General features: G+C 65.7%; 19 protein-coding genes, 1 tRNA gene, 1 pseudogene and 1 riboswitch. Of the genes and pseudogenes, 11 read left to right on the plus strand and 10 right to left on the minus strand.

The features are described 5' to 3' along the window. The first annotated feature begins 85 nt into the window (after positions 1–85). From J6525_RS03835 to J6525_RS03860, 6 genes are all read left to right on the plus strand, one after another. Positions 86–775 (plus strand): RNA polymerase sigma factor, encoded by a 690-nt coding sequence (locus J6525_RS03835; RefSeq protein WP_225642179.1) that lies wholly within the window; start codon positions 86–88, stop codon positions 773–775. A 95-nt stretch (positions 776–870) separates the two neighbouring features. Beyond that, positions 871–1,392, plus strand: a complete 522-nt coding sequence (locus J6525_RS03840) for a DUF4142 domain-containing protein (RefSeq protein WP_057016034.1) — start codon at positions 871–873, stop codon at positions 1,390–1,392. An 11-nt stretch (positions 1,393–1,403) separates the two neighbouring features. Further along, positions 1,404–1,724, plus strand: a complete 321-nt coding sequence (locus J6525_RS03845; protein WP_225160936.1) for a cupredoxin domain-containing protein — start codon at positions 1,404–1,406, stop codon at positions 1,722–1,724. Between the two features lie 91 nt (positions 1,725–1,815). Continuing rightward, positions 1,816–2,178, plus strand: a complete 363-nt coding sequence (locus J6525_RS03850) for a nuclear transport factor 2 family protein (protein WP_076832433.1) — start codon at positions 1,816–1,818, stop codon at positions 2,176–2,178. Positions 2,179–2,341: 163 nt separating this feature from the next. Next, complete coding sequence (locus tag J6525_RS03855) at positions 2,342–3,139, plus strand: helix-turn-helix transcriptional regulator (protein ID WP_225642181.1); 798 nt, start codon at positions 2,342–2,344, stop codon at positions 3,137–3,139. Between the two features lie 109 nt (positions 3,140–3,248). Then, positions 3,249–4,418, plus strand: a complete 1,170-nt coding sequence (locus J6525_RS03860; protein WP_225642190.1) for a cytochrome P450 — start codon at positions 3,249–3,251, stop codon at positions 4,416–4,418. 16 nt (positions 4,419–4,434) lie between these two features. On the opposite strand, the gene J6525_RS03865 is transcribed toward J6525_RS03860, so the two are convergent. The 3 genes from J6525_RS03865 to J6525_RS03875 form a co-directional block, all read right to left on the minus strand. Further along, complete coding sequence (locus J6525_RS03865) at positions 4,435–4,764, minus strand: hypothetical protein (protein WP_225642192.1); 330 nt, start codon at positions 4,762–4,764, stop codon at positions 4,435–4,437. Positions 4,765–5,042: 278 nt separating this feature from the next. Then, positions 5,043–5,972, minus strand: a complete 930-nt coding sequence (locus J6525_RS03870) for a dihydrodipicolinate synthase family protein (protein ID WP_225642194.1) — start codon at positions 5,970–5,972, stop codon at positions 5,043–5,045. A 36-nt stretch (positions 5,973–6,008) separates the two neighbouring features. Beyond that, positions 6,009–7,175 carry an NADH:flavin oxidoreductase/NADH oxidase gene (locus J6525_RS03875; RefSeq protein ID WP_225642196.1) on the minus strand — a complete coding sequence of 389 codons (1,167 nt, stop codon included), beginning with the start codon at positions 7,173–7,175 and terminating at the stop codon, positions 6,009–6,011. 232 nt (positions 7,176–7,407) lie between these two features. Between J6525_RS03875 and J6525_RS03880 the strand changes: the two genes are divergently transcribed. Next, positions 7,408–8,427 carry an LLM class flavin-dependent oxidoreductase gene (locus J6525_RS03880; RefSeq protein WP_225642198.1) on the plus strand — a complete coding sequence of 340 codons (1,020 nt, stop codon included), beginning with the start codon at positions 7,408–7,410 and terminating at the stop codon, positions 8,425–8,427. A 356-nt stretch (positions 8,428–8,783) separates the two neighbouring features. Here J6525_RS03880 and J6525_RS03885 read toward each other — a convergent pair whose 3' ends face one another. The 4 genes from J6525_RS03885 to J6525_RS03900 form a co-directional block, all read right to left on the minus strand. Continuing rightward, positions 8,784–8,957, minus strand: coding sequence for a hypothetical protein (locus tag J6525_RS03885; RefSeq protein WP_225642200.1), 174 nt, complete (start codon positions 8,955–8,957; stop codon positions 8,784–8,786). Positions 8,958–8,998: 41 nt separating this feature from the next. Beyond that, positions 8,999–9,250: a DUF3551 domain-containing protein gene (locus tag J6525_RS03890; RefSeq protein WP_225642202.1), complete on the minus strand. Its 252-nt coding sequence runs from the start codon at positions 9,248–9,250 to the stop codon at positions 8,999–9,001. 70 nt (positions 9,251–9,320) lie between these two features. Beyond that, positions 9,321–9,394: transfer RNA gene (locus J6525_RS03895), tRNA-Gly, on the minus strand. 108 nt (positions 9,395–9,502) lie between these two features. Beyond that, positions 9,503–11,131 carry a glycosyltransferase family protein gene (locus tag J6525_RS03900; protein ID WP_225642203.1) on the minus strand — a complete coding sequence of 543 codons (1,629 nt, stop codon included), beginning with the start codon at positions 11,129–11,131 and terminating at the stop codon, positions 9,503–9,505. Positions 11,132–11,209: 78 nt separating this feature from the next. On the opposite strand from J6525_RS03900, the gene J6525_RS03905 reads away from it, so the two are divergent. From J6525_RS03905 to J6525_RS03920, 4 genes are all read left to right on the plus strand, one after another. Further along, positions 11,210–11,788: a methylated-DNA--[protein]-cysteine S-methyltransferase gene (locus J6525_RS03905; RefSeq protein ID WP_225642205.1), complete on the plus strand. Its 579-nt coding sequence runs from the start codon at positions 11,210–11,212 to the stop codon at positions 11,786–11,788. 9 nt (positions 11,789–11,797) lie between these two features. Next, positions 11,798–12,637, plus strand: coding sequence for a helix-turn-helix domain-containing protein (locus tag J6525_RS03910; protein WP_225642214.1), 840 nt, complete (start codon positions 11,798–11,800; stop codon positions 12,635–12,637). A gap of 56 nt (positions 12,638–12,693) precedes the next feature. Continuing rightward, positions 12,694–13,053 (plus strand): VOC family protein, encoded by a 360-nt coding sequence (locus J6525_RS03915; RefSeq protein ID WP_168857618.1) that lies wholly within the window; start codon positions 12,694–12,696, stop codon positions 13,051–13,053. A gap of 129 nt (positions 13,054–13,182) precedes the next feature. Beyond that, positions 13,183–13,593 (plus strand): SRPBCC family protein, encoded by a 411-nt coding sequence (locus tag J6525_RS03920; RefSeq protein WP_225642216.1) that lies wholly within the window; start codon positions 13,183–13,185, stop codon positions 13,591–13,593. A 287-nt stretch (positions 13,594–13,880) separates the two neighbouring features. Here J6525_RS03920 and J6525_RS03925 read toward each other — a convergent pair whose 3' ends face one another. The 3 genes and pseudogenes from J6525_RS03925 to J6525_RS03935 all read right to left on the minus strand — a co-directional run bounded on the left by J6525_RS03925 (position 13,881) and on the right by J6525_RS03935 (position 17,767). Then, the gene (locus J6525_RS03925) at positions 13,881–15,323 is read right to left on the minus strand and encodes an MATE family efflux transporter (RefSeq protein WP_225642218.1); all 1,443 of its coding nucleotides are present in this window, start codon (positions 15,321–15,323) and stop codon (positions 13,881–13,883) included. 129 nt (positions 15,324–15,452) lie between these two features. Then, a pseudogene (locus tag J6525_RS03930) lies at positions 15,453–16,497 on the minus strand (hypothetical protein). A 163-nt stretch (positions 16,498–16,660) separates the two neighbouring features. Continuing rightward, positions 16,661–17,767 (minus strand): 2'-deoxycytidine 5'-triphosphate deaminase, encoded by a 1,107-nt coding sequence (locus J6525_RS03935; protein WP_028339061.1) that lies wholly within the window; start codon positions 17,765–17,767, stop codon positions 16,661–16,663. A 134-nt stretch (positions 17,768–17,901) separates the two neighbouring features. Then, positions 17,902–17,981, plus strand: a riboswitch (SAM riboswitch). Positions 17,982–18,025: the final 44 nt, after the last annotated feature.

Consider the following 18,025-nt stretch of genomic DNA (forward strand, 5'->3'; position numbering starts at 1 on the left):
TGGCCGATTACCATTTTCCCGGGAACCTGCACGGTCGGTCGGCATCCAATGGTATTATTCCGCCAACAGTGAGGGCGACCCCGCCATGCGCCAGGCCCATGTAACGTCCCTGCCGCCGACCAGCTCGGGCGATGCCGAGCTCGTGCAACGCGCGCTTGCCCGCGACGAGGCCGCGATCCGCGCCATCATGCAGGCGAATAATCGCCGGCTGTTCCGGCTGGCGCGCGGCATCCTGCGCAATGACAACGAGGCCGAGGATGTGGTTCAGGACGCCTATGTGCGCGCCTTTACCCATCTGGACCAGTTCCGCGGCGACTCCAGCCTGTCGACCTGGCTGTCGCGGATCGCAATGAACGAGGCGCTCGGCCGCCTGCGCCGCAGGCACAGCAGCGTCGAATGGTCCGATCTGCCGAAAGGCGCTCCTGAAGCCCAGATCATCCAGTTCCCCCTGTCGTCAACGGACGATCCGGAAAAATCCATGGCCCAGCGTGAGATCCAGCGCGTCGTCGAGCACGCGATCGACGAGCTGCCCGAGGCGTTCCGCCTCGTCTTCATCACCCGCGTGATCGAGGGCATGAATGTCGAGGAGACCGCTGAGATCCTCGGCCTCAAGCCGGAAACCGTGAAGACCCGCCTGCACCGCGCCCGGACCATGCTGCGCGACAATGTCGAGCGGAAGATCGGCCCCGTCGTCATGGAGGCCTTTCCCTTCGCGGGCAAGCGCTGCGAGCGATTGACCGAGGCGGTTCTGAAACGGCTGCGCGCCACGGCCTGAATTTTTCGGGAACCTCTGCTCGTCCGCACCATCCAACTCCTGTGCAAGCAACGACGCGCCGCGCGCTACGCCCGGCTCAACAGGAGTGTCAAACCATGTTCGTTCGATTGGGTATCGCGGTCGCCGCGCTCAGCCTTCTCAACTGCGCTGCGCTGGCGCAGGGCGCAAAGCCGACCGATCCACAGATCGCACACATCGCCTATACGGCCGGTGTCATCGACATCAATGCCGCCAAGCAGGCGGAAGAGAAGGCTTCCAACAAGGAGGTCAAGGCGTTCGCCAAGGACATGGCGCGCGACCACGAGGCGGTGAACAAGCAGGCGCTCGACCTCGTCAAGAAATTGAAGGTGACGCCGGAGGACAACGACACCAGCAAGGCGCTGTCGAAGCAGGCGGCCGACAAGCTCGCCGAACTCGGCAAGCTGAAGGGCGCCGCCTATGACAAGGCCTATATCGACAACGAGGTCGCCTACCACAAGGCCGTCAACACCGCGCTGGAGACGCAGCTGATCCCCTCGGCCAGCAATCCCGAGCTGAAGGGCCTGCTGCAAACCGGCCTGAAGATCTTCCAGGGCCACCAGCAGCATGCCGAACATGTCGCGGCCGGCCTGAAGTAAGGAGGCGCGCGATGTTGCCAGGACGCTGTCTCGCAACGCTGGCTTTGCTCGCGCTCGGCGCGATGGCCGTCCCGGCGCATGCGGCCACCATCCAGATCGTGATGGAAAATATGGTGATCTCGCCGGCCGAGGTGTCGGCCAAGGTCGGCGACACCATCGAATGGGTCAACAAGGACGTGCTGGCCCACACCGCCACCGCGAAGAACGGCGACTTCGACGTGACGATAGCGCCGAAGAAGACAATCAAGTCGGTCCTGACCAAGGCCGGCACGGTCGACTATTACTGCCGCTACCATCCCAACATGAAGGCGGTGCTGACCATCGCACCATAGCCCGCGCGATGACCTCAGAGGTAATCGATCGGCGCACGCGAACCTTCGATAGTCCGGACCGCCGCATCCGGCACTATCGAAGGAGAGCACCATGACCGACCATGCCACCATCGCCCGCCGCTATATCGATCTCTGGAACGAGCGGACGCCGAGCCGGCGTCGCGAGATGCTGAGCGAGAACTGGACCGCCGATGCGCGCTATATCGATCCGCTGATGAACGGCGACGGCCATGAGGGCGTCGACGCGCTGATCGCGGGCGTGCAGCAGAAGTTTCCGGACTTCCGCTTCAAGCTGATCGGGGAGCCGAACGGTTTCGGCGACCATGTCCGGTTCTCGTGGGGCCTTGGCCCTGACGGCGTCGACAGCCCGATCAAGGGCACCGACTTCGCCATGCTGAAGGACGGTCGGATCAGGAGCATCACCGGCTTCCTCGACCAGGTGCCGGGCGCCTGAGGCGCCGCTTCCGCGCCGGCGATGTCGCTGCCAGAGCGTTTTCGAGCGAAGTGGATCCCGGTTCGCGTCAAGAAAACGCCTCAAAAGAAAGAATAGAAAGCCCCGTTCCGATTCCATCGGAACGGAAAAGGCTCTAGTCTTCCCGAAACACAGGGAGGACGCCATGAAGGCAGATTACGCCTTCAAGACTTCTGTCGTCAGCGACATCACGCCGGCGCTGCTGGCGATCGGCCGCGACAGCTTTCCAGAGGCCCTGATCGGCGCGCTACGCCGCGTCGCCGGTGTCGGTCATTGCATGGTGTTCTCGTTCACCGGCCCGCGGACCGCCGCGTGCCTGCTCGATGTCGGCAACATCCCGACCGGGCGCGACCTCGGGATCGCCTATTCCGAGCATTTCCATCAGGCCGACCCGAACCGCGATGCGGTGTTCGAGGGACGGACGCAGGCCGCGCCGATCATGCTGCCGAACTTTGCCCGCCGCATGTACAGCGACGGCTACCGCAAGATCTTCTTCGACGACTCCGACATTGTCGACAAGTTCGCCTCCGCGATCTGGACCGGCGACACCTGCTTCTATGTCAACTTCTACCAGATCACCGCGCAAGGCCGCTTCAGCCGCGAGCAGATCGCGCGCCTGGCCGCGGTCGCGCCGGCGTTGACGGCGGCCGTGGCGCGGCATTTCCAGCGCGACCCGGCAGCGGATGTTGATCCGATCGAGCGGTTGAAGACCGTGTTTGCAACCGCCGAACCGCTCGCCAGGCTGACCGGGCGCGAGCAGGAGGTCTGCCTGCGCATCCTCTCCGGTCTCAGCTCGGAAGCGATCGCCGCCGAGCTCGGCATCGGGCTGCACTCCGCCCTCACCTATCGCAAACGCGCTTATGACAAGCTCGGCATCTCCTCGCAGAACGAGCTGTTCGCGATCGCGCTGCGCCTGATGGCGTCGGCGCGCCAGCTGAACTGAGCGCGCTCCACGCGGCGGCCTCCAGCTGTCCCCAGCGGTGGGGACAGACGGGCCGCGCCGCCCGGCCTATGCTCGGCTCGAAAACCCGAGGCCAAACCGAGATCACGTCGTGAGCACCGCGCCCCATTTCGACATCGACGTCCCCGCCTTCTGGCAGGATCCCTACCCGGCGCTGGCGCGCATGCGCAAGGAGGCGCCGATCGCCTTCGTGCCGCAACTCGGCAGCACGCTGCTGTGCAGCCGCGACGACATCTTCATCTCCGAGAAGCAGATCGACGTGTTCTCGTCGCACCAGCCCGAGGGGCTGATGAACAAGCTGATGGGCCACAACATGATGCGCAAGGACGGCGATGCGCACATGAACGAGCGCAAGGCGATCTTTCCGGCGATCTCGCCGAAAACCGTTAGATCGCACTGGACCGCGCAGTTCGCAGGACACGCGACCCGCATCCTCGACGAACTGAAGCCGGACGGCGTGGTCGATTTCGTGCAGGCGTTCGCGCTGCCGTTCTCGGCCGAATGCCTGAAGTCGATCACCGGCCTCACCAACATGCGCTTCCAGGACATGAACGCGTGGTCGCAGGGCATGATCGACGGCATCGCCAATTATGTCGGCGCCCCCGCGATCGAGGCGCGCTGCCATGCGGCGACCTCGGGCATCGATGCCGCGATCGACGACATGGTCCCCAGGCTGCGCAAGACGCCCGACCTCAGCCTGCTCGGCGTGATGCTGCAGACCGACATGCCGATGGAGAGCGTGCGCGCCAATATCAAGCTTGCGATCTCGGGCGGCCAGAACGAGCCGCGCGATGCGATCGCCGGCACGGTATGGGCGCTGCTGACCCATCCCGACCAGCTTGCGCTGGCGACGAGCGGCACGATCCCGTGGCTGCAGGTGTTCGAGGAATATGCGCGCTGGATCTCGCCGATCGGGATGTCGCCGCGGCGGATCGCAAAGCCCCGGACGATCAGGGACGTCGCCTTCGAGACCAATGAGCGCGTGTTCCTGATGTTCGGCTCGGCGAACCGCGACGAGAAACACTTCGACAAGCCCGACGCGTTCGACGTGCGCCGCGACGCCAGCAAGAGCATCGCGTTCGGTGCCGGTCCGCATTTCTGCGCCGGCGCCTGGGCCTCGCGCGCCATGGTCGCCGACGTCGCGCTGCCCGCGATCTTCAAGCGGCTGAAGAATCTGCGCCTGATCGCGCACCAGCCGGCGCGGATCGGCGGCTGGGCGTTCCGCGGCCTCCTGGATCTACCGGTGACGTGGGACGCGTAGCGTGCTTTGCGCAGGTTCAGTGCACGGGACCCGGCACGACGAGGCGCAGCAATCGCGCGTCGCGTGATGGGGGGACCGTCGTGGTCCAGCCCTCGCCCGCATCGACGAGGCAGGACAAACCGTCAGGCCGCGACAAGAGGATCGTCCAGGTACCCGCCGGCGAAACGAAGACCTCCACGAGGTGGCCGCGATCGGACAATCCGAGGTGCACCTCAACCTCGCCGAAATGGTCTTTGAGGAAGGTCACGAAATCGGACCGGGAGGCGCAAGTCTGCGCTGCGCCAGCCACCGTCGACATCAACGCGGCAGCCAAGGTGAGTGCCGCCAAGCGGATACATCGCAACATGGCCCCCTCCTTGTCCGGGCAGCCATGCACGACCATCGGCGAACCAAGCTCACTGCAGCGAACTCAAGCAGGGTCGATGATCGCGTACTCCACCCAAGGTGATGATCAGGCACGAGGATTTCAAGAGCGGCAGCGGCGGCACCATGCTTCGACAAGGTTTCGCCCGAGCCCTTCAGCCAAGCCCGCCACACCGGCTCCGCTCGCCAGATCAACGTCCATGCGCGCCGGCGATCGAGAGAGCGTCCTAAAGGCCCGGACGCGCCTGACCAGGCGCCCTCTCATCGTCCCCAGCGCAGCACGACCGGATCGAGCGCCCGCGCGATCTCGATCAGCCCCGCGCGCGTCGCCGGATGCAGCGGTTGCAGCGGATGGCGCACCGCATCGGACTTGATGACGCCGCCCTCGCGCATCAGCACCTTGCAGGCCTGCAGCCCGCATTGGCGGTTCTCGTAATTGATCAGCGGCAGCCAGCGCGCATAGGCTCCGACCGCCTCGTCGCGGCGGCCGGCGAAGAACGGATCCATGATCTGGCGGATGCCGTCGGGATAGCCGCCGCCGGTCATCGCGCCGGTTGCGCCGGCATCGAGATCGGCCATCAGCGTGATCGCCTCCTCGCCGTCCCACGGCCCCTCGATCTCGGCGCCGCCCTTCTCGATCAGGCCGCGCAGCTTGTTCGCCGCCATCGGCACCTCGATCTTGAAGTACCTGATATTGGCGAGCTCCTTCGCCATCCGCGCCAGGAAATCGACCGAGAGCGGCGTGCCCGCGACCGGCGCGTCCTGGATCATGATCGGGATGTTGATGGCATCCGACACGACCCGATAAAACTCATAGATGCCCGGCTCGCCGACGCGGAAGGTCGCGCCGTGATAGGGCGGCATGATCATCACCATCGCAGCTCCGGCGGCTTCCGCCTCGCGGCTGCGCGCGGCGCAGACCGCCGAGGAGAAATGCGTGGTGGTGACGATGACGGGAATGCGGCCGGCGACATGCTCGAGCACCGTATGCATCACGGTCTCGCGCTCGGCGTCGGTCAGCACGAACTGCTCGGAGAAATTGGCGAGGATGCAGATGCCGTGGGAGCCGGCGTCGATCATGAAGTCGACGCAGCGCCGTTGGCCGTCGAGGTCGAGCTTGCCGTCGGCGTCGAAGATGGTCGGCGCCACGGGGAAGACGCCGCGATAGGGGCGCTTTGCGACTGCTGTCATGATAACGACCTCCCAGGTTGTTGTCGGATTTTCTTGTCAGCTCTGGCGGAACGGCAGCGGCGAGCCATCGAGCCGGCGCAGGCCCGGCTCGCGCCGCTCCAGCCACCAACCATACTGCTTCGGCCAGGACGCGAACACCTCGCCGCCTCCACCGCCGAGCGCGAGCTCGGCGTGCAGCGGCCAGTTCGGATCGAACAGCGCCTCGCGGCCGATCGCGACCAGATCGGCCTGGCCTTTGGCGAGGACGTCTTCGGCCTGCTGCGGGTGCAGGATGAGGCCGACCGCGATGGTCGCAATGTCGGCGGCGCGGCGGATCTCATCGGCATAGGGCACCTGAAAGCCGTAGCCGCGCGGAATCCGCGCCGCGGTCGCCGAGCCGAGCAGGCCGCCCGACGAGCAATCGATCAAATCGGCACCGCGCGCCCTGGCTTCGCGGGCGAACGCGACCTGGTCCTCGAGCGTCAGGCCGCCGTCGATACCGTCAACCGAGGAGATCCGCACCGACAGCGGCCGCTCCGCGGGCCAGGCCGCGCGCACGGTCTCGATGATCTCGAGCGGATAGCGCATCCGCCCGGCGCGGTCGCCGCCATAGGCATCGCTGCGGCGGTTCGACAATGGCGAAAGGAATTCGTGCAGCAGATAGCCATGCGCGCAATGTACCTCGACGAATTCGAAGCCGGCCTCCACCGCGCGCAAGGTGGCGCGCCGCCATTGCTCGCGCAGCGCGGCGAGCTCGGCCACCTCGAGCGCGTGCGGCATCAACCAGCCGTCTTCCATCGGGATCGCGCTCGGCGCCACCGTCCGCCACGGCAGATCACCGCGGGCGCGGTCGGCCGCATCGAGAGCGGCATTGCCGTACCAGGGACGCTGCATGCTGGCCTTGCGGCCAGCATGCGCGAGCTGGATCGAGGGCACTGCGCCATTGTCCTTGAGGAAGGCGGCGATCCGTTCGAGCGGCGCGATCTGCTCGTCGTTCCAGATGCCGACGTCGCCATGGGTGATGCGGCCCTCCGCGGTCACCGCTGCGGCCTCGACCATCACGAGCCCGGCGCCGCCCTGGGCGAACTTGCCGAGATGCACGAGATGCCAGTCATTGGCGAGGCCGTCGGTCGCCGAATACTGGCACATCGGCGAGATCAGGATGCGGTTTCGGGAGGTCACGCCGCGAAGCGTGATCGGCTGAAACAGAAGCGGCTGCGACATCGGGACCTGCGGGACGGTGTTGGCGGGAGAAATCGTGGCGGAAAGCTAGGCGGCGCGCCTCGGGATCGCAAGCCATGCCGCGGCGCAGGCGGCAAGACCTGCACGCATGCAGCACTTGCGCAACGGCGCGATCTGCAAAACCCGCAACATTTGCCGCAGAACAATTTCCCGGCGGGTAAACACTTTCGGTCATCCCATCGCAATTCGTCGCGGACATCCCTACATTGCCGGCATGAAGAAAATCGGATTCCTTTCGTTCGGGCACTGGACGCCCTCGCCGCAGTCGCAGGCCCGCTCGGCCGCGGATGTGCTGCTGCAATCGATCGACCTTGCGGTCGCGGCCGAAGAGCTCGGCGCGGACGGCGCGTATTTTCGCGTCCATCACTTCGCGCGCCAGCTGGCCTCGCCGTTCCCGCTGCTGGCGGCCGTCGGCACCAAGACCAGCCGGATCGAAATCGGCACCGCCGTGATCGACATGCGCTACGAAAATCCGCTCTACATGATCGAGGACGCCGGCGCGGCCGACCTGATCGCGAGGGGACGCCTGCAACTCGGCATCAGCCGCGGCTCGCCCGAGCAGGTGATCGATGGCTGGCGCTATTTCGGCTATCAGCCGGGCGATGGCGAAACCGATGCCGACATGGGCCGGCGTCATGCCGAGATCTTCCTCGACATGCTGCGCGGCCAGGGATTTGCGCAGCCCAATCCACGGCCGATGTTTCCCAATCCTCCCGGCCCGCTGCGGCTCGAACCACTCTCGGAAGGCCTGCGCGAGCGCATCTGGTGGGGCGCCGGCTCGAACGCCACCGCGGTGTGGGCGGCGAAGCTCGGGATGAACCTGCAAAGCTCGACGCTGAAGAACGACGAGACCGGAGAGGCTTTCCACATCCAGCAGGCCGCCCAGATCCGGGCCTATCGCGCCGCCTGGAAGGAGGCCGGGCACACGCGCGAGCCGCGGGTCTCGGTGAGCCGCAGCATCTTCGCGCTGGTCGACGATCGCGACCGCGCCTATTTCGGCAACGGGCAGGAGGAAGACCAGATCGGCTTCATCGACGAGAGGACGCGCGCGATCTTCGGCCGCGGCTACGCCGCCGAGCCGGACAGGCTGATCGAGCAGCTCAAGACGGATGAGGCGATCGCGGAGGCCGATACCTTGCTTCTGACCGTCCCCAACCAGCTCGGCGTCGACTACAACGCGCATGTGATCGAGACGATCCTGACCCAGATCGCGCCCGCTTTGGGCTGGCGCTAAATCGATCGCGCAACGTCAGCGATACTCGACCGGCGCGCAGCCTCGTCACATCGAGCAGGACCGGGATAAGGACCCGCGCCGGCCGTCTTCTAGGGGGGCTGTTGAGAGGGAACGGCCAGGCGCGGGCTTGAACCGACCGTTCTCGCCGGAGGTCGGTCGGCTCTATTCGACCAATGCCGGAACCCGCGACATCGTTCCGGCGGAACTTCGTTCTCAAACGCGGAGAACTACGGAAACATAACTGCGCGTTGTGAGAAGAACAGGTCGAGTACGGGTCGTTAGGCGCGCACGTTGCGTGAACAGATCGCCGTAATATCCCGGGATAATAACGGAAGGCCGTCTGCGGATCCCCTGGGTCAGGAATCCCTGTCGCGATTGCGCCGGGTGAGATCGAGCCGATCGACGCGCTCGTCGATCCGCCGGTTCAGCTCCTCGTCTTCTCTTTCATTGCTGCCGCGGCGGGCGCGAACCACCAATGCACAACATCCGAGCAGAACGATCGCGAAGAGCGCGTAGTACCACCATGCCATGCCTTGATCTCAAATGACGCTCGCGATAACGGGTGGAAAGGTCATCGTTCAGGCCGGTAAGGACGCGCCGACCTTGGCGCATAATAGGGGTTCACCAGACAGGTCGCCGGCATGCCCACAGCGCTGGCCTGGCACTGATCTATCGACGTGAAGATGCAGTCCATGCGCTCGCCGACCAACTCACCGTAAACATGCATGCAGACGGGATAGCGCGGATCATACATTTGCGCGGATGCCGGCCTCGTCATCCAAAGCGCGCCCAGCGCAAGCAGCAGCGCTCCAAGCAACCTCACGTCACGTCTCCTGCTGTCGCCAAATACATTGCCATGCCGACAAACTGTCCCGCGACATTTGCCTGAAGGCTGGAGCGGGCGAAGGGAATCGAACCCTCGTATGCAGCTTGGGAAGCTGCCGTTCTACCATTGAACTACGCCCGCGATCTCAATTGCTTGAGGTCGCCCTACCCGGTGCGACCGGCCGGACCATAGCCCGGGCGGCGGCAGCGGATCAAGCGCGCATTGGAGCCGATCGCCGCACCGCCCCCGCTAGTGGCCCATCCTCACGAGCACGTCATTGATGACAAAAGCCGCGGCCGCGGATGCGTCGCAGGTGCCGCTTCGTGCATAGATGCAGGCATCGACGATGCCGACGCGGGCACAGCTTTGCCTTGAATAATCCGCCGGCAGATCACCGGCGGCCGCGGGCCGCGCGAGGATGCGGTTGAAGGCCGGCCTGGTCGCCTGCAACAGCGGCGGCAGGATCAGCTCGGCGAGCGGATCGGCGGGCTCGAGCGCATAAAGCGGCACTGGGCCGACCAATCGTTCCCGCCCTGGCAACAGCTGGAAACGGACATTGTAAAGTGCGAGACCGCACAGCTGCGGATCGCTGCGCAGTTCGGCGGCGAGCCGCGCCGCGCCGACACCGCGCGTCCAGTAGTCGCGCATCCCTTCGCTGGCGCCGGCGAGCGTCACCGAGAGCAAGGCCCAGCCGCCGGTGACGATCGGCAACGCCCAGCGGCGCCACCCGGGTTTTGCGCGCAGCCATTGCACCCAATCGGCCGATCCCAGCGCCGCGACGATGATGAACAGCGCCACCGACAGGAAGACGAAGCGGTATTCCTTGTGCGCGATCAGGCTGTGGAAGACGAGGTTGACCAGCGCCACGGCCAGCAACAGCGGCGCATGGCGCGCGCCGCGCCAGATCGCGACGAGCGGCAATACGATCGCCGCCGACCACACGATCAGGAAGTTGACGAGATAGGCCGAAGGCGGCGTCACGCCGAACTCGGTCGCGCGATCGTGCAGCAGGTTTTCCTTGATGTTGCCGATCAGCCAGGCGAACGGCACGGCGCCATGCGCAAGGTCGATCGCGGCGGTGAGCATCAGCGCGGCGAGACCGCCCGCGATCAGCGGAATCAGGTTTCGCCAACGCATCCAGCAGGCGCCGAGCGCAAGCACGGCGATGGCCGGCGCGTACTGAAAGCGGCAGACAAAGGCGAAAGCGAGCAACGCGCCGCCGATCGCCAGATGCCGCGGCGACGGACGGCCGGTCGCCAGCAGCGCCGCCGGCACGATCAGCGCCGTCGCCAATGGCTCGCCCAATGTGTGCGGCGCGAGCAGGATCAACTCGAACCAGACCGCAGCCGCGAACGCCGCGACGATGGCATGGGTTCGCGAGATCCGTGCACCGAAGTACCAGGCGCTGACCACGATCGACAGCGCCGCTGTTGCGGCGACCAGGCGCGGCACCAGGAAAGCGCCCTCGCCGCCCGGCGCAATCAAGCCGCCCACCGCGACCGGCCCGGCCAGCAATGTCGGCAGGAACCAGCCGCGAATGCCTTCGCGCCACTCCCACGTCAAAATGCCGTCATGACCGAGCATCCGCCACGCCGGCTCGAGATACTGAAAGATCTCGTCCGGATACATCACGTTGGGCCAGAGCGCGGCCGCAAGGCGCAGGACCAACGCCAGCAGCAGCAATGCGAACAGCGGATGAAGACGCCCGGCCGATGTCCCGGCCACGGCTGTGCTGCCGCGCGCCCCATCCGCGCCGGTGCTGGTCATCGTTCCGCCGATCGTACCGTGGAGCAGCATGCTGACGACCAGATAGCGAGCAAAGCCTTTAAGATGCGTGACCGGAGGCTCGCCGGCCCGCGCGCAACCGAGCCACGGCATGCTTAACCGAACGTCAAGATTCCGGATGCGCGCGCCGGCGACAATGCTAGGATCGCGCGCATGGGGGCTGGTGGCGTCATGGCGGGGCGTGGGTATACCATTTTCGACACGGCGATCGGCCGATGCGGTATCGCGTGGGGCGAGCTCGGCGTGGCCGGCGTGCAGCTTCCGGAGCTGCGCGAGATCGAGACCCGCAAGCGGCTATTCAAGCTTTATCCTGACGCGCGCGAGATGCGGCCTCCCGAGGAGGTCGCTGTCGCGATCGAGGGCATCGCCGCGAGCTTGCGCGGCGGCATTGGGGACCTTGCCGGCGTTGCGCTCGACATGAGCGGCATCCCGGCGTTCAACGCGCGCGTCTACCAGTTTGTCCGCACCATTCCCCGCGGCGAAACCCGGACCTATGACGAGGTGGCGAGCGCCTTGCGCGCGTCCGGCGCGGTCTATTCGGTGGCACAGGCGCTCGGCCGCAATCCCTTCATGGTCATGGTGCCCTGCCACCGCGTGCTCGAGGCAGGCAATTATGCCGACCGGATCTCGCCGAACGGCGGCAGCATCTCGAAGCGGCGGCTGCTCTCGATCGAGGGCGCCCAGCCGACCACCAGCAAGACCCTTTTTGATGTGCTGCTGCCCGTTGCACGGCTCCGGCCGCAAGCTTAAATCCCGGGTATGGTCCGAACCACGCTGCTGCAGCGCGATCGCATCACGGTGAACGAGTTTCGCTGCACGGCGGAACCCGGCGACAAGCCGTTCGCCGAGCAGTTCGCCTGCCATTCCGTGTCCTATGTGCGCAGCGGCAGCTTCGGCTGCCATTGCCGCGGCCGCTTCCATGAGCTGGTGGCAGGCTCGATCCTGGTCGGCCATCCCGGCGATGAATACACCTGCACGCACGACCACGTGGTCGGCGACGAATGCCTGTCGTTCTTCCTGGACCCGGTGCTGGTCGAGACCATCGGCGACCGCGCGGCGGTCTGGCAGGTCGGGTCCGTGCCGCCGCTGCCGGAACTGATGGTGATCGGCGAGCTCGCGCAAACGGCGGCAGATGGCAACAGCGACGTCGGTCTCGACGAGATCGGTCACCTCCTCACCAGCCGCCTTGTCGAGCTGGTATCCGACCGCAAGGCAAAGCCGCTCACCGCAGGCTTGCGCGATCGCCGCCGCGCCGTCGAGGCCGCGCTGTGGATCGACGCCAATTCACACCGCACGATCGACCTCGACGATGCCGCCGAACAGGCCGGCTTGAGCACCTTCCATTTTCTGCGGCTGTTTTCCGCCGTGCTCGGCGTCACCCCGCATCAATATCTCGTGCGCTCGCGGCTGCGCCATGCGGCGCGGCGGCTCGCGGATGACGACAGCCCGGTCACCGACATCGCCTATGACGTCGGCTTCGGCGACCTCTCCAATTTCGTGCGCAGCTTCCACCGCGCTGCGGGTGCCTCGCCGCTGAAGTTCCGCCGGGCCTCGCGCGGCGACCGCAAGATTTTCCAAGAACGTCTCGCGCTGCAATAGCTAGGCTACTCCCGTCCGCGCGTCTTTCGATGCGCTTAGCGACTGGAGATTTCCTCATGTACGACCATATCGGATTGCGCGTTGCCGACCTCGACGCCAGCGTGCGCTTCTACACCGCGGTGCTGGCGCCACTCGGCTTCGTACTCTGCTCGCGCGACGACAGCGGCGCCGGCTTCGGCCCGAAGGGCGAGCCCGCGCTCTGGCTGCATCTGCACAAGGGCAAGACCCAGGGCGGCGCGCACGTTGCGTTCCGTGCCCCGAGCCACGACGCGATCAAGACATTCCATACCGAAGGCCTGAAAGCCGGCGGCAGGGACAACGGCGCGGCGGGCCATCGCAAGGATTACAGCCCGACCTATTACGCGGCGTTCCTGCTCGACCCCGACGGCAACAATGTCGAGGCGGTGTCGACCTAGCACACCACAGCTCCGCCGTCATTGCGAGCGGAGCGAAGCAATCCATCTTTCCGCCTGCTGCGGTGTGGATTGCTTCGTCGCTTCGCTCCTCGCAATGACGACACATCTGAAACCAACGAGGATTGAACGATGGCTTCCATTCACAAGGATATCCCGATCGACGCGCCGGCAGATCATGTCTGGGACGCGTTGCGCGATTTCGGCGCGCTGCATACGCGGCTGGTGCCGGGCTTCGTGACCGACACGCAATTGGACGGCGACGTCCGCACCGTCACTTTCGCCAACGGCACCGTGGCGCGCGAAACGCTGGTCGATTGCGACGACCAGCGAAAGCGACTGGTCTATGCGATCAGCAGCGAGCGGTTGAAGCAGCATTCCGCGTCGGTACAGGTGTTCGCCGAAGGCGACGCGCGCTGCCGCGTGGTGTGGATCGCCGACGTGCTGCCGCACGAGGTCGCGCCCTACATGGACGCGCAAATGGACCTCGGCGCGGCGGCGATGCAGGCGGCGATGGCCAAGTCGGCGAAGAACGCAGCGTAGCAGGGCTGGCGGCCGGAAACTTTATCACCGTCGCCCCCGCGCAAAGGTCGCCTTTGCGCGGAGATGACGGTGTGAGAATTGTAGCGAGCGGCCTCTCCACGCCGTCGTCCTGGCGAAAGCCAGGACCCATAACCACCGAATTTGATTGAGCATGCGACAGTGGCCCCAACGTCGCACAACAACCAACGGTTGGGGTAATGGGTCCTGGCTTTCGCCAGGACGACGCTGAATACATGCACATTCTCTCAGGACGACGGTGTGAGAGCCGAGACGGCACTTTCAGCGGCTCAAGACAGCGCCGGCTGCACTTCTGCGACCGGTGCCGACTTGCCCCAGCGCGTCAAGATCACGCTGAGGCAGGACAGCACGCCGAGCACGCCCATCGAGGCGGCGGCGAGTGCGAAGAAGTTCTGCGCGCTCGCCGCGTGCGTCGACAGCCACCAGCCGCCGGCGCCGATGAAGATCAGCCGCGCGGTCTGCGCTAGCACCGGACCCAGCACCTTCGCGGCACCCTGCGAGGAGAAATACATCGACATCGCAAGGCCGATGAACGCGTACATCGGCGCGGCGGTCGAGAGATATTGATGGCTGGTCGCCCGCACGTGCGGATCGTTAGTGAACAGATTGACCCAGAGGTCGGGGAAAACGGCGATGAAGCTGCCGACCACGCCGACCGCAAGGAACGACACCGTGCCCGCGGTCCAGGCGATGCACCGGGCCCGCGCGACGCGCTCGGCGCCGACCGCCATGCCGATCATCGGCACCGAGGCGATGCCGACCGCGAAGGCGACCGAGGTCAGCATGAATTCGAGCCGCGCGCCGATGCCGTAGCCGGCGAGCACCGCGGTGCCGAACTGCGCCAGCATGTGGGTGAAGATCGAGATCGTCAGAACCGACTGCAACGGCGAGAAGCAGGAGACCGCGCCGACCTTGAGGATGTCGATGAACATCGCCCATTGCACGCGCAGCCCCTTGAGTTTCGGCTTCACGCGCGCGCGGCCCGAGAACAGATACCAGCCCATCACGCTGATGCTGATCGAATAGGCGATCAGCGAACCCGCCGCGACGCCACGCATGCCGAATTGCGGCACCGGACCGAGACCGAGCCCGAGGGTGCCGCCCAGAATGATCTGCCACACCGCCGAGGACAGGATCATGGTCGACGGCAGCTTCATGTTGCCGGTGCCGCGCAGGATGCCGGCCATGGTGTTCATCAGCCAGGGCAGGATCGCGCCGCCGAAGAACACCTGCGAATAGGCGATCGCCTGCGCCAGCACATTGCCGCGGCCGCCGAGCAGTTCGAGCAGGCGCGGACCGAAGATCAGCATGCCCAGCATGAACGTCAAACCAAAGGTCAGGCCGATCAGCAGCGCATGCATCGCGAGCGTCGAGGCGCGCTCGATCTCGCCGGCGCCGAGCGCACGCGCGATCGCGGACGCGACGCCGCCGCCCATCGCGCCGCCGGACATCGTCATGGTCAGGATCACGCAGGGAAACACCAGCGCCATCGCCGCAAGCGACTCGACGCCGAGCCGGCCGATATACGAAGTCTCCGCGATCACGACGCAGGTGCCGGCGGAGAGCGCGATCACATTCGGCCAGGCGAGCCACAGAAGCGTGCGCAGGATCGGCCCGTCGAGCAGCGCATTGCGCGCCGGCTTGGTCACCGGCGGCGGCAGCGGCCGCTCTTGTTCGTCGACAGGAATTTCGGCGAGGCCGAGATCGGACATTTCTACTCCCACGCGCGATCTGGGGAGCCGCGCCATGGTGTTTCCCTACCATGGCAATGGCGGAATCCACGTGCGCGGGACGCAAGGGGGGCCTGCGCGATTGCAGGTGAACCCGGATGAACCTTGGCGCTAGCCGATCGACCACACGAACGGCGCGCTGGCGGTGCTGTTCGGCTTCAGATGCACCGGAATATGCCGCCCGCAGCCGGCGGCCAACCCTTCGAACAGGCCGGTCAGCACGCTGGCGCAGATGATAGTCGGCGACATCGGCCATCAGCTTCCAGCCCTGCTGGCGAATTTCGAACTGGCCCTCGGACTCGCTGATGTCAGCGACATCATCCTGCGACTCGAAGAGCGTGCGCAGGAATGCGGCAAATTCCGTGGCACGGCCACGGCTGCCGCCGAGCGCCTGCGCGACCTCATCAAAATACTGCATGCCAATCAGTCTGCCGGTGAGATGCAGCAGGTAGCTCGCATCCTCGGGGCCGAACACCTGCACGATGACCGGCGCGGCCGTCTTCACATATTCCATCGCGTAGTTGCGATAGGCCTTTTCCAGCCGCGGCTTCGGCCAGCTGTCGACCGGCAGCGCCGGCGCGGTTCTGGAATCGAATAGCGGCGCCTCGATATGGCGCGCGAACACCAGGCGCTGGTCGAGCTCGAGCGGATGATCGTACTCGCAGTAATAGCCCTCGAGCCCGTCCTGGCCGTCGACGCTCTGCTTGGTGCAGACGAAGCCGAGCCGCAAATCCCCGAGCGCGACGCCGTTGTTGGCGTGCCAGCCGCGCAGCATCGCGCGCGAGACCTCGCCGGGCACGCCGCAGATCGCCGTGCCCTTCCAGATCCAGCGCGGCGGCGGATAGCGGATCCAGGCCTTGCGATCCGTCTCATACATGTATTCGACATGCACGCCGCCGATCCAGTTGGAGAGGTAATGATATTGCGCGGCCGCGACCGCCGGCGGCAGGCCGTCGAGGCCGAGCTTCTTCAAGCCGGGGAGAAAGCGTTCCTGCTGCTGGCGGCGAAACACACGGAAGACAAATTCCGCTGCATCAGCCGTGCCGCGCCGCGTGACGACGGTGAGGATCAGCCCGGTGAAGAAGGCATGATAGAGATCGGCGACGCTGCGCCACTTCCGCCATTGCGTTTCGCGCGCGTCCTGCTCTCCGGTCATGTCTGCTCCCGCTGTTCTTGTTGGCGAGATAAAGCCTCGCGCGCGCAATCGTAGCCCGGATGGAGCGAAGCGCAATCCGGGGCAGCTCAATGCGCGTATGCAGCGTCCCGGATTTCGCTAGCGCTTCATCCGGGCTACGGAATTAAGCGCACGCGAAACGGAATTACACGCGAAAATGCTTGGAGAGCTTCAGGCCCTGCGCCTGATAGTTCGAGCCGATGCGCTGGCCGTAGAGCGCATCGGGACGCTCGAGCATGCGTTCATAGACGAGGCGACCGACGATCTGGCCATGCTCGAGGATGAACGGCACCTCGCGCGAGCGCACCTCCAGCACGGCGCGCGCGCCCTTGCCGCCGGCGCCGGCATAGCCGAAACCGGGATCGAAGAAGCCGGCATAGTGGACGCGGAATTCGCCGACCAGCGGATCGAACGGCACCATCTCCGCGGCGTAGTCCGGCGGCACCTGCACCGCCTCTTTCGACGCCAGGATGTAGAACTCGCCGGGATCGAGAATGAGACTGCCGTCGGGCCGGGCCTTGATCGGCTCCCAGAAGTCGTCGACGGCATAGCCGCCGCGGCGATCGACATCGACCACGCCGGTATGGCGCTTGGCGCGATAGCCGACGAAGCCGCCCGAGCTCTCGCCGGAGAGATCGACGGAAAGCGCAACGCCATCGGAGAGATCGGCATCGTCGATATCGACCAGCCGCTCGGCGGCATGCAGCGCATCGAGCTCGTCGGCGGTCAACGTCGCCTCGCCGATCCGGAAGCGGACCTGGCTGAGCCGCGAACCCTCGCGCAGCAGCACGGGAAACGTCTTCGGGCTGATCTCGGCGTAGAGCGGGCCGTGATAGCCGGCGCCGATCATGTCGAAGCGGCGGGTGCCGTCTGCGATCACGCGGGTGAAGACGTCGAGCCGTCCGGTCGAGCTCTTCGGGTTGGCCGCGGCCACGATCTCCGGCGGCAGCGCCAGGCTCTCCAGCAGCGGCACGATGTAGACGCAGTTGGTCTCCAGCACCGCGCCGTCGGACAGATCGATCTCGTGCAGCTTCAGCTCGTCGATCCGCTCGGCGACGGTGGCATCGGGTCCCGGCAGGAAGCTGGCACGGACCCGGTAGGCGATGTCGCCGAGGCGGAGATCGAGGCTGGCCGGCTGGATCTGGCTCTCGACGAAGTCGTAGGCGGGCAGAATGAGGCCGGCCTCCGCCATCTCCGCGATCATGCGGTCGGGCAGGATTCCGTTGGATTCATCTTCCAGCGTGAACGACACGATGCAGTCCCTCGGCGATCCCTCGAGATGGCCCAAAAATCATACTCCAGGCGGCCATCAAGCCCCAAAATATGGGCTTTTACGGGTTATCCGATGACCGTCTTGACGGAAAGGGCGCGAGGGAATATCAGCTGCACTTATCCCGTGGTGATTTGAGCCGGCCGGCTTGCAGCCACGTTAAATAAGTCGCTAAACAGGCCGGGGACAGTGTGATCCCGGCTTGTGGAGGTTGCTCCAGGCCGGTTTTTTTGTGGCCAT

This window comes from Bradyrhizobium australafricanum (genome assembly GCF_020329495.1).
GTDB classification, from domain to species: domain Bacteria; phylum Pseudomonadota; class Alphaproteobacteria; order Rhizobiales; family Xanthobacteraceae; genus Bradyrhizobium; species Bradyrhizobium australafricanum.

Excerpts from the sequence above, each read along its gene's own strand:
- J6525_RS03850 (WP_076832433.1), top strand. The coding sequence starts at position 1,816 with ATGACCGACCATGCCACCATCGCCCGCCGCTATATCGATCTCTGGAAC.
- J6525_RS03920 (WP_225642216.1), top strand. The coding sequence starts at position 13,183 with ATGGCTTCCATTCACAAGGATATCCCGATCGACGCGCCGGCAGATCAT.
- J6525_RS03870 (WP_225642194.1), bottom strand. The coding sequence starts at position 5,972 with ATGACAGCAGTCGCAAAGCGCCCCTATCGCGGCGTCTTCCCCGTGGCG.
- J6525_RS03885 (WP_225642200.1), bottom strand. The coding sequence starts at position 8,957 with ATGGCATGGTGGTACTACGCGCTCTTCGCGATCGTTCTGCTCGGATGT.
- J6525_RS03905 (WP_225642205.1), top strand. The coding sequence starts at position 11,210 with ATGGCGGGGCGTGGGTATACCATTTTCGACACGGCGATCGGCCGATGC.
- J6525_RS03880 (WP_225642198.1), top strand. The coding sequence starts at position 7,408 with ATGAAGAAAATCGGATTCCTTTCGTTCGGGCACTGGACGCCCTCGCCG.
- J6525_RS03910 (WP_225642214.1), top strand. The coding sequence starts at position 11,798 with ATGGTCCGAACCACGCTGCTGCAGCGCGATCGCATCACGGTGAACGAG.
- J6525_RS03845 (WP_225160936.1), top strand. The coding sequence starts at position 1,404 with ATGTTGCCAGGACGCTGTCTCGCAACGCTGGCTTTGCTCGCGCTCGGC.
- J6525_RS03855 (WP_225642181.1), top strand. The coding sequence starts at position 2,342 with ATGAAGGCAGATTACGCCTTCAAGACTTCTGTCGTCAGCGACATCACG.
- J6525_RS03865 (WP_225642192.1), bottom strand. The coding sequence starts at position 4,764 with ATGTTGCGATGTATCCGCTTGGCGGCACTCACCTTGGCTGCCGCGTTG.
- J6525_RS03925 (WP_225642218.1), bottom strand. The coding sequence starts at position 15,323 with ATGTCCGATCTCGGCCTCGCCGAAATTCCTGTCGACGAACAAGAGCGG.
- J6525_RS03915 (WP_168857618.1), top strand. The coding sequence starts at position 12,694 with ATGTACGACCATATCGGATTGCGCGTTGCCGACCTCGACGCCAGCGTG.
- J6525_RS03840 (WP_057016034.1), top strand. The coding sequence starts at position 871 with ATGTTCGTTCGATTGGGTATCGCGGTCGCCGCGCTCAGCCTTCTCAAC.
- J6525_RS03900 (WP_225642203.1), bottom strand. The coding sequence starts at position 11,131 with ATGCCGTGGCTCGGTTGCGCGCGGGCCGGCGAGCCTCCGGTCACGCAT.
- J6525_RS03835 (WP_225642179.1), top strand. The coding sequence starts at position 86 with ATGCGCCAGGCCCATGTAACGTCCCTGCCGCCGACCAGCTCGGGCGAT.
- J6525_RS03875 (WP_225642196.1), bottom strand. The coding sequence starts at position 7,175 with ATGTCGCAGCCGCTTCTGTTTCAGCCGATCACGCTTCGCGGCGTGACC.